16 protein-coding genes are annotated in these 16,009 nt (G+C 40.4%); 9 read left to right on the top strand and 7 right to left on the bottom strand.

What is annotated here, in order from left to right:
- Positions 1-17: 17 nt before the first annotated feature.
- Together ACX27_RS25570 and ACX27_RS25565 are read right to left on the bottom strand one after the other, a co-directional pair.
- Complete coding sequence (locus tag ACX27_RS25570; RefSeq protein ID WP_062296553.1) at positions 18-1,913, bottom strand: MAC/perforin domain-containing protein; 1,896 nt, start codon at positions 1,911-1,913, stop codon at positions 18-20.
- Positions 1,914-2,148: 235 nt separating this feature from the next.
- Positions 2,149-2,538 (bottom strand): aegerolysin family protein, encoded by a 390-nt coding sequence (locus ACX27_RS25565; protein WP_062296551.1) that lies wholly within the window; start codon positions 2,536-2,538, stop codon positions 2,149-2,151.
- A 693-nt stretch (positions 2,539-3,231) separates the two neighbouring features.
- Here ACX27_RS25565 and ACX27_RS25560 point away from each other — a divergent pair.
- A complete protein-coding gene (locus tag ACX27_RS25560; RefSeq protein ID WP_062296549.1) occupies positions 3,232-3,888 on the top strand; it encodes an HAD family hydrolase in 657 nt (218 codons plus the stop codon).
- Between the two features lie 13 nt (positions 3,889-3,901).
- Here the strand turns inward: ACX27_RS25560 and ACX27_RS25555 are convergent, their stop codons facing one another.
- On the bottom strand, positions 3,902-4,273 hold the full coding sequence (locus ACX27_RS25555) for a zinc ribbon domain-containing protein (protein WP_062296548.1): 372 nt from the start codon (positions 4,271-4,273) through the stop codon (positions 3,902-3,904).
- 138 nt (positions 4,274-4,411) lie between these two features.
- Positions 4,412-5,923 (bottom strand): threonine ammonia-lyase, biosynthetic, encoded by a 1,512-nt coding sequence (gene ilvA, locus ACX27_RS25550; RefSeq protein ID WP_062296546.1) that lies wholly within the window; start codon positions 5,921-5,923, stop codon positions 4,412-4,414.
- Between the two features lie 30 nt (positions 5,924-5,953).
- Here ilvA and ACX27_RS32585 point away from each other — a divergent pair, with 30 nt between their 5' ends.
- Both ACX27_RS32585 and ACX27_RS25545 read left to right on the top strand, forming a co-directional pair.
- Entirely contained in the window at positions 5,954-6,097 is a 144-nt protein-coding gene (locus ACX27_RS32585; protein ID WP_158507421.1) for a hypothetical protein, read from the top strand.
- Positions 6,070-6,894 (top strand): M90 family metallopeptidase, encoded by an 825-nt coding sequence (locus ACX27_RS25545; protein WP_062296545.1) that lies wholly within the window; start codon positions 6,070-6,072, stop codon positions 6,892-6,894. Before ACX27_RS32585 ends, ACX27_RS25545 begins: the two co-directional genes overlap by 28 nt.
- 259 nt (positions 6,895-7,153) lie before the next feature.
- Here the strand turns inward: ACX27_RS25545 and ACX27_RS25540 are convergent, their stop codons facing one another.
- Both ACX27_RS25540 and ACX27_RS25535 read right to left on the bottom strand, forming a co-directional pair.
- Complete coding sequence (locus tag ACX27_RS25540) at positions 7,154-7,723, bottom strand: carboxymuconolactone decarboxylase family protein (protein ID WP_200929867.1); 570 nt, start codon at positions 7,721-7,723, stop codon at positions 7,154-7,156.
- A gap of 23 nt (positions 7,724-7,746) precedes the next feature.
- On the bottom strand, positions 7,747-8,322 hold the full coding sequence (locus ACX27_RS25535) for a cupin domain-containing protein (protein WP_062296544.1): 576 nt from the start codon (positions 8,320-8,322) through the stop codon (positions 7,747-7,749).
- 441 nt (positions 8,323-8,763) lie between these two features.
- Here ACX27_RS25535 and hisD point away from each other — a divergent pair, with 441 nt between their 5' ends.
- Positions 8,764-10,053: a histidinol dehydrogenase gene (hisD, locus tag ACX27_RS25530; protein WP_062296543.1), complete on the top strand. Its 1,290-nt coding sequence runs from the start codon at positions 8,764-8,766 to the stop codon at positions 10,051-10,053.
- Positions 10,054-10,177: 124 nt separating this feature from the next.
- Entirely contained in the window at positions 10,178-10,930 is a 753-nt protein-coding gene (locus ACX27_RS25525) for a phosphatase PAP2 family protein (protein WP_062296542.1), read from the top strand.
- Between the two features lie 206 nt (positions 10,931-11,136).
- Here ACX27_RS25525 and ACX27_RS25520 read toward each other — a convergent pair whose 3' ends face one another.
- Positions 11,137-11,790: a hypothetical protein gene (locus tag ACX27_RS25520; protein ID WP_062296541.1), complete on the bottom strand. Its 654-nt coding sequence runs from the start codon at positions 11,788-11,790 to the stop codon at positions 11,137-11,139.
- Between the two features lie 620 nt (positions 11,791-12,410).
- Between ACX27_RS25520 and ACX27_RS25515 the strand changes: the two genes are divergently transcribed.
- From ACX27_RS25515 to ACX27_RS25500, 4 genes are all read left to right on the top strand, one after another.
- On the top strand, positions 12,411-13,868 hold the full coding sequence (locus ACX27_RS25515; RefSeq protein ID WP_062296540.1) for an APC family permease: 1,458 nt from the start codon (positions 12,411-12,413) through the stop codon (positions 13,866-13,868).
- 48 nt (positions 13,869-13,916) lie between these two features.
- Positions 13,917-14,552 carry a cadmium resistance transporter gene (locus tag ACX27_RS25510; RefSeq protein ID WP_062296539.1) on the top strand — a complete coding sequence of 212 codons (636 nt, stop codon included), beginning with the start codon at positions 13,917-13,919 and terminating at the stop codon, positions 14,550-14,552.
- Between the two features lie 73 nt (positions 14,553-14,625).
- Entirely contained in the window at positions 14,626-15,462 is an 837-nt protein-coding gene (locus ACX27_RS25505; RefSeq protein ID WP_062296536.1) for a sulfite exporter TauE/SafE family protein, read from the top strand.
- 1 nt (position 15,463) lies between these two features.
- Positions 15,464-16,003 carry a DUF1634 domain-containing protein gene (locus ACX27_RS25500; RefSeq protein WP_062296534.1) on the top strand — a complete coding sequence of 180 codons (540 nt, stop codon included), beginning with the start codon at positions 15,464-15,466 and terminating at the stop codon, positions 16,001-16,003.
- Positions 16,004-16,009: the final 6 nt, after the last annotated feature.

The following is a 16,009-nucleotide window of genomic DNA, read 5'->3' as shown; positions in this document are numbered from 1 at the left end:
AATTACTCAATTTTTACCTATCTAACATCAGCTATTTTCAGAAGTACGTTTTCTACCAAAGCTGAACCAATAAACCCATCGCACTGAACAACAATATCCTCATGGAATGTTTTTATTTGAAATCCACTGATTCGATCCCAAAAAATCTTTATCCAAGCATTTGGATCATCTCCCAGTTGGTAAATCACATAGCCTTCTGTACCTGACATAGCCAATACTTGAATTACTTGCTTCGCTGGCACATCTTTTGGTGGGCTAGACTCATGATTTGGGCAACACTGTTCCGCATAATGATATTCTTTAACCTTTAATATTAAATCACAACGATTATTAATTGTGCAGTATAATTGTAATGATTTAGTAATTCTTTGATTTTTGTTATTATTGTGTGTTGCTGCTGTAGATTTATTATAGTACCCAACTTTATTGATTTTCCAGTAACAGCCACTTTGATGACGACCTTTGCCAAAAGAAAACACTCTTTCTTTTTGTTCTTCAGGAGTAGTGAGGCTAGTTTCTCCTTTTAAATAACCATATTCACCGTCATCATTTTTCCATTGAGTTTGTAGTCTCAAATAGTCTCCATCTACTAGTTCCCGCCGTTCAGCTAAATTAAGCTGCTCAATTTTCCATTTGGCACTAACTAATTGAGGATTATTTTGATTAGCAGAAGTTAAACCCTCACCCGGAAAGTAGGTTTCATCTTTTCCTGATTTAGCATCTAGATAAAGGGTTGAGGCTTGACTTTGCAGGATAACTAAATCATTGTTTCTTACAGGTTGATTAAAATCTTCTTGATTAGTTGAAAAAATCTTCCATCTGTATTGTTGTAAGTGATGATCACCGAGATATTGCAATTCAGATTCAGTCTTAGTATATTTAACTTTATCTGAATAGCAGAGATAGCGAGGCTGACCTTTAGCTGCAATACTCATTTCAATTTCATCACCATATCGGATTACTGATTGTGATGGATTATGACCATTATTTATGATGTATTTATCTATTTCATTTTTGAGATATATTTGTTTTTGTTCAATATTTTCATCTTCAGGAAAATATTCTTTTGTTAATAAATTATAGAGAGGAAATAATTCCACTTTTATGGGTGTGGGATTAGTTTTAACAGATTTAGCCCAGTCATGAAAGTTTTGAAATTGCGTCTCACTGCTATAATTTATTTGCTTATATTGATTTTCAATTTTATCACGAAAATCTTGATCTAAAGTTGAGGCGATTGCAATCGAATTGTCAAATTTTAAAATCTCAAAAGTAGATTGGGATTCAGTTTTAACATTGATATGATTGCTTACCATTGAGATGTAGTCTTCTTTTGTAAAAATTAATTTATGATATGCTTGTCCACCATAAAAAACTGTATGGGCATAGTGTGTGCCAAACTCTTGCAGCAGCAAAGATGATTTATGATAAATATTTGCTACTAGTTTTTGGAAATAGCCATTTAATTTTTTAGCCTTAGTTTTATCTAAATGAAGTTTATAATTATTGATAGTTACTTTAGTGTAAATTACAACTTTTTCGTTATACTCTACTTCTTGAGTGATATGTTCATAGGTACTACTGCGGCTATAAGCAAATAATTTTCCTATGGAATCATTAATATTAAAGTTAACATTTTGATGTAAGAAAGATTGAATATCATAAGCAGAAAAAATTACTGCTGTAGTGGTATCTAATGAACCGCTACTTTCGGAAATATGCAGAACTTCAGAGGACTTGATTCCATTACCGTCTAGGATGGGAATAGTAGCTTCTAGATCGAATACCATTCTCAAACCTGAATTATCAAATAAATGTAATGGATCAATTTCTAAAATATTGTAGCCTCTACTAATTACATCCCAATTCTTCAGAGGACTAATATTATTTGTCGTTAATTCTTGGAGTTGCATATTTAAGTTTTTAACCCTCAATAATAGATTGATGATTTATTGCTACGCTAGAAATTAGTCTTGATATTGGTCACAACTAGTTTATGGGTATTAAAAAAAATAATAAGATTTTATCTCTCTTAATTTTGTGGCGGATGTAATTTTAAATACCATTTCTATAAGAGTTAGAGCCAAAACAAAGCCAAGAAATAGGCTATGCTATATACATTGAATTATCTGAGTTAACTATCTTTGCTTAATCTCTTAAATCAATTACTTTTAAGAGGATATTTTCTACCGAACCAGTTCCTATAAAACCATCGGTCTGAACTATGATGTTTTCATGAGATGTTTCTATTTTAAATTTGTTGTTTGAGTTAGTCAGCCAAGGTACATCCCAATAGATTTTTATCCAGGCATTTGGTTCATTTCCAAGTTGATAAATTACATATCCTTCTGTGCCTGATGAAGAAGCTATGCGACCAGATGAAGCAAATGCTTTAATAACTTGTTTTGCTGGTACATCTTTTGGTTGACTCACTTCTTCTGGATACCATCTTCCTGAACGGTGATAAGTTTCTTTAACCTTTAATGGTACATCACAACGATTGTTAATTATACAGTGAAACTGTAATGAACTAGCCATGATATACATCTTTTATGTTGTTGTATTTTTCCGATTAAAAGCACAAAAAATGCAAGAAAGCAGCATTTTGAATACTGAAGTTTGGCTTCTGAATTATTCCCAAAAGTTAATAGCGAAATAAATCCACTACATGATTAGTAATTATTTATGCAAAAATTACTCAATCAGGATATATATGAATTAGATAAATTGCATAATTTAGTTTTTAAAATTCATGCTTGTTTTACTAAATAAAGATTAGTCTAACAGCGTAATTTTATGAAGGCAATCGCAGTTTAGGCTCTTAAGCAAGAAGTTAATCACTATTAATGGCTAATTTGCCAAAGTCAGCGCCAGACTGAGATGCAGGTTTTTGACAACTAAATTTTGACAAGAACCAACTCTGTTAAGTTCGGATAGACTCTTATCTTCGGAAAAACCCATAGCTTATCTTCGGAAATACTTGGCGAGTTCAGGAATTTCTGACATTGAATTATAACTTTAGATTGACAAAAAACGACAGGTGCATAAAAATTAATGCAAAAAATAAGCGATCGCACCCTAGCTCAATTATCAGAATTATGCTTATGGATCTGTCAGTCAAGCAAAATAGAGGCTTCAGCACTACAATCAGATTGTAATTGAGGAACCCTTTGAGCGTGTTAGGCATCCTGACGGTTCTTTTAACTACTTTATACTCAATAAGTAAAAAATATGCTTGCTAATGCTATCTTGTTTGATTTAGACGGAACACTGACAGACCCGAAGTTAGGAATTACTAGTTGTATTCAGTTTGCTTTATCTGAACTTGGTTATCAACCACCGGAGGCTGATGAATTGAATTGGTGTATTGGCCCACCAATTAAAGATAGTTTTTCTCAGCTATTACAGACATCAGATGAAACAATACTTACACAAGCAATTACTTTGTATCGTAGCCGATTTTCCACAATTGGTTTATTTGAAAATACTCTGTATCCGCAGATAATAGAAACTCTAAAAGCAATTCGCGTGGCTGGTTATCAAACTTTTATAGCGACTTCTAAACCTGATATTTATGCAAGGCAAATTATTGAATATTTTGGTTTATCGCCTCTGTTTGATAATGTTTATGGTAGTGAATTTGATGGAACACGGAGTATCAAAGCTGATTTAATTCACTATATTTTAGTTCAGGAAAATCTGTTGCCTGAGAGTACGATTATGGTTGGCGATCGCAAACACGATATCATTGGGGCCAAGGTTAATAATTTAACGACGATTGGCGTGACTTACGGCTATGGAAGTGAGATAGAATTGCAGGCTCATGGTGCAGATTTTATTGTTCATTCACCAGATGAAATTGCGAAATTGCTAATATTAGAACACTAATGTCATCAAACTCTTAAGATGTTGACAAAGCGATGAACAAACAAATCAACAATAAACCAAGTAATAATAGCCAGGTTTGATTGCGTTTTATCCAACTGTGAAAAGTTGTGCCAAAACTGTTGTCTTGACGCTGTTGTTCTTGCTGTAATTGGTATTCGGCAAGATTTTGATAAAGGGTACAGTCTTTGGCGTAGGGACGCTGGGGAAAGTTGCAAGTGTCATCAGCGTGGTAGGTGCAAGTATCACACAGATATTCGTTCCCGGTAGCGCGATGCAAGGGAATACCGGGATGACCAAAAGCTTTGAGTGTTGTTCGGCAATAAGGACAGGTAATAGCCTGACTCTCAACGAGTTGATGGCAACGAGGACAAGATACAGTAGCCACAACTTAACCACAAATAAGTAAACACCCTGATTTTAGCGAAAGTTTCGTTTATCGGTACAAACAGATAACAGGGAAATCTCCTTCTTACTTTTGCTTTTTAACTTTTTACTTTTGCCTTTTTACTTCTGCGTTGTAGTACTATCCCAAAAATAGTTTATATGCCAAATTCTGGCTTTCATCCCAATACTGATAACCAAGGGTATCGAGAAAGGCTTGCCATTCTTCCATTTCGTGGGGCGGTACTTGCATCCCCACAACAATGCGTCCATAGTCTGCGCCATTGTTGCGATAGTGGAACATACTGATATTCCAGTTGGGACTCATAGAACCAACAAACTTCATCAATGCACCGGGACGTTCGGGAAATTCAAACCGATACAGTAATTCATTGTGGGCGAGGAGTGAATGTCCGCCCACCATGTGGCGTAAATGTAATTTTGTCAGTTCGTCATCAGTTAAATCGATGGTTTTAAACCCACAATTTTCAAAGGTTTCTACCATTTTGGCTTTGTCGGCGCGGTTTTGAATCTGCACACCGACAAAAATATGGGCTTCTTTTTCATCGGCGATGCGATAGTTAAACTCAGTTAAGTTGCGTTGACCGATACATTCGCAAAACTTCCGCAAACTACCTTGTTCTTCAGGGATGGCGACTGCAAATATCGCTTCGCGGCGTTCACCCAACTCGGCGCGTTCGGCGACAAACCGCAGACGGTCAAAATTCATATTTGCACCGCAAGCCACAGCAACTAAAGTTTGTCCTTGAATTTGTTCTCGTTCGACGTAGGCTTTGGCAGCTGCGATCGCCAATGCCCCCGCAGGTTCTAAAATAGAACGGGTATCTTCAAAGACATCTTTAATTGCCGCACAGGTATCATCTGTACCCACTAAAATAATTTCATCTACATATTCTTGGCATAGACGGAAGGTTTCTTCCCCAACTTCCCGCACTGCTACCCCATCCGCAAATAAACCAACTTGCGACAGCCGCACCCGTTTTCCGGCTTTTAAAGATTGGTTCATGGCATCCGCATCAACAGGTTCCACACCAATAATTTTAATTTCGGGACGCAACCGTTTAACATACGCCCCAATTCCCGCAATCAAACCACCGCCACCAATAGCCACAAAAATGGCATGAATGGGTTGCTGATATTGTCGTAAAATTTCCATACCGATGGTTCCCTGACCAGCAATTACATCAGGGTCATCAAAAGGATGAATAAAGGTCAAACCTTTTTCGGCTTCTAATTGTCGGGCATAAGCATAAGCATCATCGTAAGTATTGCCATGTAAAACAACTTGTCCACCCCTAGCTTTAACTGCATCTACTTTTACTTGGGGTGTAGTGACAGGCATTACAATAATCGCAGTTGTTCCCAAACGACTAGCAGCTAAAGCCACACCTTGGGCATGATTTCCCGCCGAAGCCGCAATGACACCCTGTGCTAACAAATCTGGCGGTAAGTTTGCCATTTTGTTATATGCACCCCGCAGCTTGAAAGAAAACACCGACTGCATGTCTTCCCGCTTTAATAGCAGTTTGTTATTCAGTCTTTTGGAAAGATTCGGGGCATACTCCAAAGGGCTTTCTTGGGCAACATCATACACACGGGCGGTCAGGATTTGTACCAGATAGTCACAAAACATGGGTGTCAAAGGTTAGCAGATGCCGGATAAATGTTAATTTTACGGCAGTTGTGTACTCAGATTCCCGAATTGTTGAGAAGTCGGCGATATTTTCATTGGTGCGATCGCTATACTAACTATCAGTGGCACAGCATCATACAAAATCAATGGGTGCAGCAATTATTATTTTTCTAATCTTGGGATTGATTGTCACCGCAATTTTTATCAGTTCCATTTTGACCAAACAGCGACGAAATCGGCTTAAAAAGCGTTCTTTTCCGCCACTGTGGAGTGCCGTTATTGAAAATAATCTCCCAATTTACTTACGCCTAACTCCCGAAGAACGCCGACGATTGCAAGGACATATTCAAGTCTTTTTAGCAGAAAAACAATTTATTGGCTGTCAAGGCTTGCAAGTCACAGCAGAAATGAAAATTACGATTGCGGCTGTTGCTTGTTTACTTTTATTAAATGAACGCGGTGAATACTTTCCGAAATTGCGCTCAATTTTGATTTATCCCAGCACTTATTTTGTCAATCAAACTGTGGCTGTAAGTGATTATGTTGTAGAAGAAAGACGCGATGCCAGACTAGGAGAATCTTGGGTAAAAGACCAAGTAATTTTATCTTGGGAACAGGTACAAAGAGACACCCAAAACTGGCGTGATGGACATAATGTTGTGCTGCATGAATTTGCCCATCAATTAGACCAAGAAGATGGTAAAGCTGAAGGTGTACCGATTTTACCCAAAAAATCAGATTATCTTGTTTGGTCACAAGTAATGACAGCACAATATCAACAACTTTGTAGTGATATTCAACAAGATATTAAAACTGTAATTGATAGTTATGGCGCGACTAATCCCGCTGAATTTTTTGCCGTAGCTACAGAGACTTTCTTTGAAAAGCCGCAGCAATTGTTGGAGAAGCATTCACAGCTTTATGAGTTGTTGCAACGCTATTATCAAGTATATCCAGAGCAGTGGATCTAGATATTTAGAGGGGTGCGATCGCTTTAGTTATTAAATGTGGATAAATATCTACATTAAGAGGCTATAGGCGAGTAGAAAAAAAATCTTGGAGGGCTAGGATATTTGAAATATAGTGTATTTACATTTTGCTCCCTAGGAAGCAACAAAAACTCATGCTTTCACCTTACTTGAATAACTAATCAATCTTTATCTGGCTTTTTATTACTTTTTCAGCAAACCCTAATTAGCGATCGCCCCTAGACACGGCTTTCGTGAGGCTTCAAACATCGGCATCTGGCACTGGCACATCGAAAGCATTCAGCAGCATTGCAATGAGACAGTAGCCGCCAATGAGAAACACGAGTTCGCCGATGCCGTCATGTCCGAGTACTTCGATCGCTCGCGCATAAGTCGATGCAGGCAGGATGTGACCGGCAGTCAGCACGCGGGCAACATCGTGGGCGATGGCTTCCTCGTCATTCAATTCGGAAGGACGTTCGCCAGCTGCAAGTGTCGCAATTTGGGAGCGTGAGAGTCCGACTTCCTCTGCGGTAATCTCGTGAGCGTAGAGTTCGTAGCGTGCGCCGAAGGCTGCGCCAACCGTCAGAATTGCTACTTCACGCACCGTCTTTGGTAGGCGTGCTTCGGAAGATAAGGACTTCTGAAATATCAAGGCCGGAATGCCGAACTGAGGAAAGTGCAGCATGGCTGGAAAAGGGCCGATCAATGCACTTTGTGTGTTGAGAACAACGATTCGCTCCTGTGTGCGTGCAACGAGAGCAGCGATCTCGTCGTGTACTTTACGAAGTTCGGGACTTAAGGTTTCTGGGGCTAGAGGCGGAAGGCGCATGGATGTCTCCTCAGGTTCAAGATTTACAATCCATCGACGAACTGACCATCGATTAAGACAAAAGCGACACGGCAGTTCTTGTCAGACCGATTCGCCCAGGCGTGGTTGGTTCCGCGCTGGATGATAATATCACCAGCTCGGACGGTCGTTTCGCCACGATCCACCACCAGTGTCAGCTCACCCTCCAGGACGATTGCGTAGTCGAGGGTCTGAGTGCGGTGCATCAAAGGATGCGGCGCGTCAGTCCTCGACCGTGCCGCCTCTGCCCCCCCCATTTCGCTGAACTTCTCGGTCGCCTCGGCTGTTGTCAGCCCTCGAATCGCGTCGCCTTCTGGCGGAAAATCCATCACGCGAATTCTGGTACCGCCTTTTGGAGGTGCCAACACCAGGCCGCTCTCCGCAGGTTCACCGGACTGGCGATCAATCACAACCGGCATCTCGCGGGTGTTCCACACCTCGAAGAAGGTCGGCCCACCTGGGCCACCGACCTGTTGCACTCGATTGGGTGGGGCATCGGACAGGATGATGGCGTTCCCATCTTGGTCGTGACCCGTCACGATCCGCCTGAAGACTCTGACTGCTTCGTTCGTTGTTGCCATTGATTGTTTTTCCAGTTGTGCTACGACTTAGCGAAAGCGAGCAAAGATTGATTTAGAAAATTATCTTATTGAGAGTATACAGCTTATGTTGAGATGAGGTAGCAAAAAAAGGAAACCACAAGATATAAGGTAACGACACCATTCCTGGAGGCATCCCAATGAATATGGTAGACGGTTCAACCCTTTTGATAACAATTTTTGTACTGGCCTAGCACGACTATATTTTCTATACCTTCAGTAATAGCGATCGCTAATTCATATAGACGCTAACGTTATAACAACTGCTCTCAGGACAAGTCGCTCGGCGACCGAAAGCAGAGGTGCCGAGAGAGGTTGCAATTATTGTAGTATTTACCAGCAACCCCACCGGGCAATCGCCTCATACTCTACACTAATTAATATCCTGACTGCTAACCTGCACTGATTTCAAAGATATTGTCCATGCAGCTACTTAAAACAACTGACACAGATTTTTCCACCGCGTTCCAAGCACTCGTCAATAATCGCCGGGAAGCCACGGTTGATGTTAGTGGTACAGTACGCGGCATTCTGGCTGATGTAAAAGTGCGGGGTGATGCCGCAGTTAAGGAATATACTAGCCGTTTCGACCATTTCAGCCCAGAATCTTTGCATCTGAGTGCCGATTTTATTGCCACCCAAGCCGCCAAATGTCCTGGTGATGTCAAAGCTGCCCTGGAATTAGCCGCCGAACGCATTAGCCGCTTTCACCAAAAACAACTGCCCCAAGATATTGGTTACACCGACGCAACAGGGGTAAAGCTCGGTTTAAATTGGGTTTCTCTCTCTCAAGTTGGTATCTACGTCCCTGGTGGACGCGCCAGCTATCCCAGTTCGGTGTTGATGAATGCTTTACCAGCCAAAATTGCCGGGGTAGAACGCATTGTGATGACAGTACCCATACCACGGGGTGAAATTAACCCGGCTGTGTTAGCGGCGGCGCAGGTGGCTGGCGTAACAGAAATATATAGTATTGGTGGGGCGCAAGCAGTAGCCGCCCTCGCCTACGGTACAGAAACGATTAAACCTGTAGATAAAGTTGTTGGCCCTGGTAATGCTTATGTTGCGGAAGCCAAGCGGCAGGTATTTGGTACTGTGGGTATCGATAGCATCGCTGGCCCCTCGGAAATTTTGGTGGTAGCTGACGATAAAAATAACCCAGAGTGGATAGCTTGGGATTTATTATCGCAAGCAGAACATGACCCCAGCGCCCAATCTATTTTAATTACTGATTCGGAAATTTTCGCCCAGCAAGTTATTACCGCCGTTGAATTAGTTCTTACCAAGCTGTCTACTCAAGCAGTAGCGAGTGCTAGTTGGCAAAATCATGGTGCAGTTATTGTAGTGAGTGATTTGGCAGAAAGTATACCGTTGCTGAATCAATTGGCTCCTGAACACGTCGAGTTATGTGTAGATAACCCACAGTTACTAGCTAGTCAAATTAAATGCGCCGGCAGTTTATTTTTAGGACGTTACACCCCAGAAGCCATTGGTGATTATTTGGGCGGCCCTAACCATGTCTTACCAACTTCCCGTTCGGCGCGGTTTGCTTCTGGTTTGAGTGTGTACGATTTTCTCAAACGCATTACTTATTTAGAATGCAATCAAGCCGCGTTGCAAGAAATTGGTAAAGCTGCGGTGACTTTAGCTGAGGCGGAAGGTTTACCAGCCCATGCTGGTAGTGTGGCTTTACGTTTGCAATCAAAAGTATGAATTATCCCTAAAGGTTAGTTGTTGAGATTGGGTGTAAGGGTGTAAGGGTGTAAAGGGTGTAGGGTTTGATTCACTTACACCCGACACCCCGACACCCCGATTTTTACAAAGGCACAAAGTTGATATGGATGCAGAGAAAAAAACACCTGTTTCTTTTATCAAGAATCTGCTGGTTGCCCGTTGGCGATCGCTTTTACTCCTATTTCTTGGAGTATATTTACCATTGCAGATATTTCAAGTTTTGGCAGTCCAAGTTTGGCAATATCAAGTTGGCTTCCCTTGGGATGTGCCGATTTTGTTAGCAGTTCACTCTACAGCCAACCCCCAGTTAGATACTCTGGCGGTGGTGCTGACTAAGTTAGGCTCGTTTTGGACTGTTCTGCCGATTTTAACTACAATTGCCCTGATATTACTCTGGCAGAAACGCTGGCGATCGCTAGTTTACTTGCTCATCACTGCCTTGGGAAGCGCCTTCATCAACCGCACAGCCAAAGAATTATGGCATCGTCTCCGCCCAGATTTGTGGAAATCTCTTGCACCAGAGTTAGATTTTGCCTTTCCTAGCGGCCATGCCATGACGAGTACTACTCTGGCTATCATCGTGTTGATTTTAGCTTGGCAGAGTTCTTGGCGCTGGTTGGCGTGGATTGTTGGTAGCCTGTATGTATTAACTATTGCCTGGACACGCCTGTATTTAGGTGTTCACTTTCCTAGTGATATTCTCGCAGGTTGGATGGTGGCGATCGCTTGGGGAACTGGTGTGAGTATGATTATTAAACCCCATCTGGTGAAAACTGTACCTGTCCCTGGTGTGCAGCCTGCTGCGGAAACTACTTTACTCCCAGAAGAACAGGAAAAGTTAGCCGCTAATGAGTGAATCTTTTGGTAAAAACTACTAGTGCAAGTCTGCATCAAAGATGTTGACTGCGCTAGAACTTAAAGCTATGGGTGATATCATTCTCAGTAAGACGAAAAATTAAGGGTTTGGGATAGGGTGTACATGTTTAAAACCCTTACACCCATTCTTAACAGATAACTTTTTTGCGGAAGTCCTGACTTTAATGCTACTCCCAACTTTCCTACTCACCCCTTCTTTGTCGGTGCAGTTGCAACATGAGCTTCAACAATTGTCTGCGACACTTTGGGAATAAACCAGTTGACATCACTAGCTGGGAGAATTGTAGCGCCAACTTGATTAAATTCAATTGCCCCAGTATCAGCATTTGTCTTAAGAACTAAGTTTGTTCCATTCGGAACCTTCAGTACAACATCACCCACAAATTCTTGACCAGGACGGTCAGGATTTAACGCTACAGCATTTACATCTGCGGGTAGATAGATACCTTTGCAATTCCATCTATCTTGAGTTGTTGCGCCATCAGCTAAAAAATAAAGTGCTGCTCCTTTTGAATATTCATCATCATCTAAATTTGGTTCTGGCCCGTAGATAGCTATAGTTTTTCCTGTTTGATTGGTACATTGTCCCCAGTCAATTCCTGACTCAAAAGCGTATTTTTGTAATTCTAATTCATTGATTTTTTGGTCAATTTGTTCTGGTGTGTAACCTTCTAATTGCTCTTGTGTTGCTTTGGCAGAAAGAAATTGATCTAGCTCTTTAGTCAGATTTATATAATCAGGATTTTTGCTAACCTTTGGGCGATCAGCTAAAGCAGGTGGAGCGAATACTAAACTTACAAATAATATAACTGTCAGCAAAAAGTATTTAAATCTTTTCATATCTATGTACCCATTTTTACAAAATTGCAGCTTATGACTATCTCAACCATCTTGTCAATATTTTCATCAACTATCAAAGTTAAATTTTTGATGAGAAATACTGAATTTTGAATTTATTAGCTTGTTTTTCTGGCTAATTACTGCATATCAACTAGACAAATTTATCATTCTATTTTTGAGAATCTCATGTTTTGGTACTGTTTCCTAATTTATCTTTATATTTTCTTTAGATATGTCATAACCTCATAACTTCAGGGGCTAAATGGCACTTATTCCGATGATGTTTGTGGGTATTTTTCTGCACAATCAGCAAGAGAATTTCTGCGGCAATTAAAATACAAAATCTCTCATATACCCATGTAGATTTAGGGATTTGCTCAAATTAATAAATGATTAAATTTAATTTTTTTTGTCTACTTGATTGTAGAAAATACATAGGGTAGTATTAAATCTATCTTGAGAAATAAAACTAACGATAGGCGCTGCCCATTGATAGATATATCGATATCTGTAAGTAAAACTTAGGGCTTGTTTCTTAGTATGGTTCAACTAAAAACTCTCTCCTAATTTGTTATAAAAACTATCGTTTATGCGCCATTCGCTAAACTAAAACTTGCAAGATGAACAAGGAAATTTCTTCTCATCAGAGTCTTCATGGTTTAAAGCCAGAATGTCTTTCTTTTACGGAAGTTCTAGCGCAATCTTTTGCGGTAATTGCACCAACAACAATACCCGCATCTAATATTGGCTTAATCGTTGCACTTTCCGGAAGCGGCACCTGGCTCAGTTTTTTGATTGGCTTAATTGGACTATTATTTGTCAGTATTAATATCAATCAATTTGCTAGTCGAACAGCATCTCCAGGTTCACTTTATTCCTACATCACCAAAGGTTTAGGTGCGACAGCAGGAGTAGTTTGTGGCTGGAGTTTAGTACTGGCTTATTTATTCACTGGGATGTCTGTTCTTTGCGGTTTTGCCAATTTTAGTGGTGTTTTAATTGGGCATTTGGGCATTCATCCTTCAAGTATTACATTACTGGCGATCGGTGCAGGAATTTCTTGGTATGCCGCTTATAAAGATATCCAACTTTCTGCTGTCGCTATGCTGTGGATGGAAGGTATATCAATTGTTTTAATTGCTGTGTTGTGCATAATTATCTGGGCGCACAAAGGTTTTGCGTTGGATATGTCCCAGTTAACTTTGACTGGTGCGACTCCAGGTAGCGTAGCTACAGGACTGGTTTTGGTGATGTTTGCGTTCTCTGGCTTTGAAAGTGCGACATCTTTGGGTGATGAAGCCAAAAATCCTCTGCGAACCATCCCAAAATCGGTAATGGGTAGTGTGATTTTAGCTGGGTTGTTTTATATTTGCACAACTTATATAGAAGTGTTGGGATTCAACGGCGCTGGCGTATCTATTACCAACACAGAAGAACCTTTGGGTTTTTTATCCCGACAGGCGGGAGTAGGTTTCTTGGGTGAATTAGTAGGTTTAGGTGCGTTATTTAGCTTCTTTGCTTGCATTTTAGGCAGCATTAACCCCGCCTCTAGAGTCTTCTTTTTGATGGCGCGTCATGGTTTATTTCATTCATCTTTAGGTACGGCGCACTCAGCGAATAAAACACCTCATGTTGCAGTCACAATGTGTTCTTTGATGACATTCCTCGTGCCGGCGGGGATGTCATTATTTAATATCAAATTATTCGAGTGTATGGGATACTTGGGGGCTATTTGTAGCTATGGGTTCTTGAGTGTCTATATCTTGATTTCTATTGCTGCACCTGTTTATCTGTATAAAATCAAGCAACTGCGCCGCCGAGATATCGTGTTTTCTATTCTTGGCGTTGGCTTTATGATGATTCCGGTTTTGGGTAGTGTCGGCATCCCTGGTAGCAGCCTCTTCCCAGTTCCTGAAGCACCTTATGATGCTTTTCCCTATTTATTTTTGATGTACATAGTCGCTACGAGTGGCTGGTTCATTGTCAAAAGAAGACGTTCTCCCCATTTAGTTGCAGGAATGCACCGAGGAATTGAAGAAATTCACGCCCGATTTAGCGATCGCAGCAAAATTCCTTAAGTTTTTGCATCTTTTAATTACAAAAATTCTGAATTGATTTAAATTGATATGAACGGGTTAGTTACCACAATTAGTACCGGGGCATTTGCCTTTAGCGCCACAAATATCGACGATTTAGTGATATTAACGCTATTTTTTTCCCAGATTAACGCCAGGTTTCGCCGTTGGCAAATCATTGCCGGACAGTATCTTGGTTTTACCGCACTGGTAATGGCCAGTCTGCCAGGTTTTTTTGGTGGCTTAATCCTACCACGTCCTTGGATTGGATTATTTGGCTTAGTTCCCATTGCTATTGGCATCAAGTGTTTGTTGAATCAAGCAGAAGATGAATCAGCAGCCGTTGAACCCCAAACAGAAACATCACCAGACACTCTTTTAGCCAAATTATTCAATTTACAAACTTACAGTGTCGCCGCGGTGACGTTTGCTAATGGTACTGACAACATTAGTATTTATGTGCCTTTGTTCGCCAGCGCCAGTTGGGAAAGTTTGTTGGTAATTTTGGGTGTGTTTTTCACCTTGGTGGGATGTTTGTGTTACTTAGCTAATAAATTAACTAACCAAACTGCGATCGCTAACTTATTAACTCGTTATGGGAATAATTTTATGCCTTTTGTTCTCATGGGATTAGGCGCTTTTATCGTTATCGATAGTGGTAGCTTAACGTTATTAAATTTATCTTAAATAAAACCCAATCGGCAGGAGATTCATTCGCAAAATATCTCAAGATTTCCACATATCAATAGAGGTATGAGATTTGAACATACTAGAATTTTCTCTATTAGTTTGGCTTGGCTCATTTAGTGCTGGCTTTGTTGGTGCGTTGACGGGTTTAGGTGGCGGAGTTGTTATTGTCCCCCTATTAACTTCAGTCTTTGGCGTAGATATTCGCTACGCTGTTGGTGCTTCATTGGTGTCTGTGATTGCTACTTCCTTGGGTGCAGCCTCAACATATATCAAAAAAGGCTACACCAACTTGCGCTTAGGGATGTTTTTAGAAGTTGCAACCACAATTGGGGCAATTATTGGTGCGATGATTGCGGTGTTTGTCTCAGTAAAAATGCTAACAATTGTTTTGGCGATCGTCTTGATATATTCTGCATATCTTTCACAACGCCCAAGAATTGAAATTGATCAAAATCAACCCGCAGATCCCTTAGCAAATTATTTCCACCTTAATGGTACTTATCCCACTCCAGATGGCTTGATGTCTTACCAAGTTCATTCAGTACCAGCAGGTTTTAGTGTCATGTTTGTTGCTGGAATATTGTCGGGATTACTGGGTATTGGTTCAGGCGCATTCAAGGTACTAGCAATGGATCAAGCCATGCGTATACCTTTTAAAGTTTCAACCACTACTAGCAATTTTATGATTGGTGTCACCGCTGCCGCATCAGCCGGCGTTTATTTAGCCAGGGGTTACATCGATCCGGGATTATCAATGCCGGTAATGTTAGGAGTATTACCTGGCGCTTTTTTAGGAGCAAAAGTACTCATAGGTGCTAAAACACAAATTTTACGAATTATTTTCAGTCTTGTGCTGGTGGTAATGGCTTTTAAAATGGTCTACAACAGTCTAATAGGGGGGCTGTAAAATGTATAAGTATGAGGTTAATTCTAGTTTTCGTTGGCACTCATCAGCATCACCAGAAGCTGAAGTGGCAGCAATTACCTTACCACCAGCAGAACCAGATTCTGATATTCAACAATTAGAAGAACAACACAATAGCAGTGAGATTAATGCCAGTCATATAGCCAGCAAAACCCCCAGTGAACAGCAATTAGAATATATACTCAGCAATCTTTTAAAGTATGGTGTATTAATAGCTAGTTCTGTTGTTTTGTTAGGCGGCATTTTATATTTAATTCACCACGGTTCAGAGCCTGCGACATATCAAATTTTTCACGGTGAACCATCAGAGTTTCGCTCACCAAATGGTGTAATCAATGCAGTTTTATCTGGTAGCCGTCGCGGAATTATTCAATTAGGATTATTACTATTAATCGCCACCCCAATTTTACGTGTAATTATTTCTTTATTGGCTTTTACTATAAAGCGAGAATTAACTTATATAGTTGTCACTATGTTGGTATTAGCTAGTTTAACTTATAGTTTGGTAGGAGCTTATTTTTAATCCAAT

This window comes from Nostoc piscinale CENA21, from assembly GCF_001298445.1.
In the GTDB taxonomy this organism is placed as follows: Bacteria; Cyanobacteriota; Cyanobacteriia; order Cyanobacteriales; family Nostocaceae; genus Nostoc_B; species Nostoc_B piscinale_A.
The sequence above is the reverse complement of the archived record's forward strand: the minus strand, read 5'-3'. Positions and strand labels throughout refer to the sequence as shown.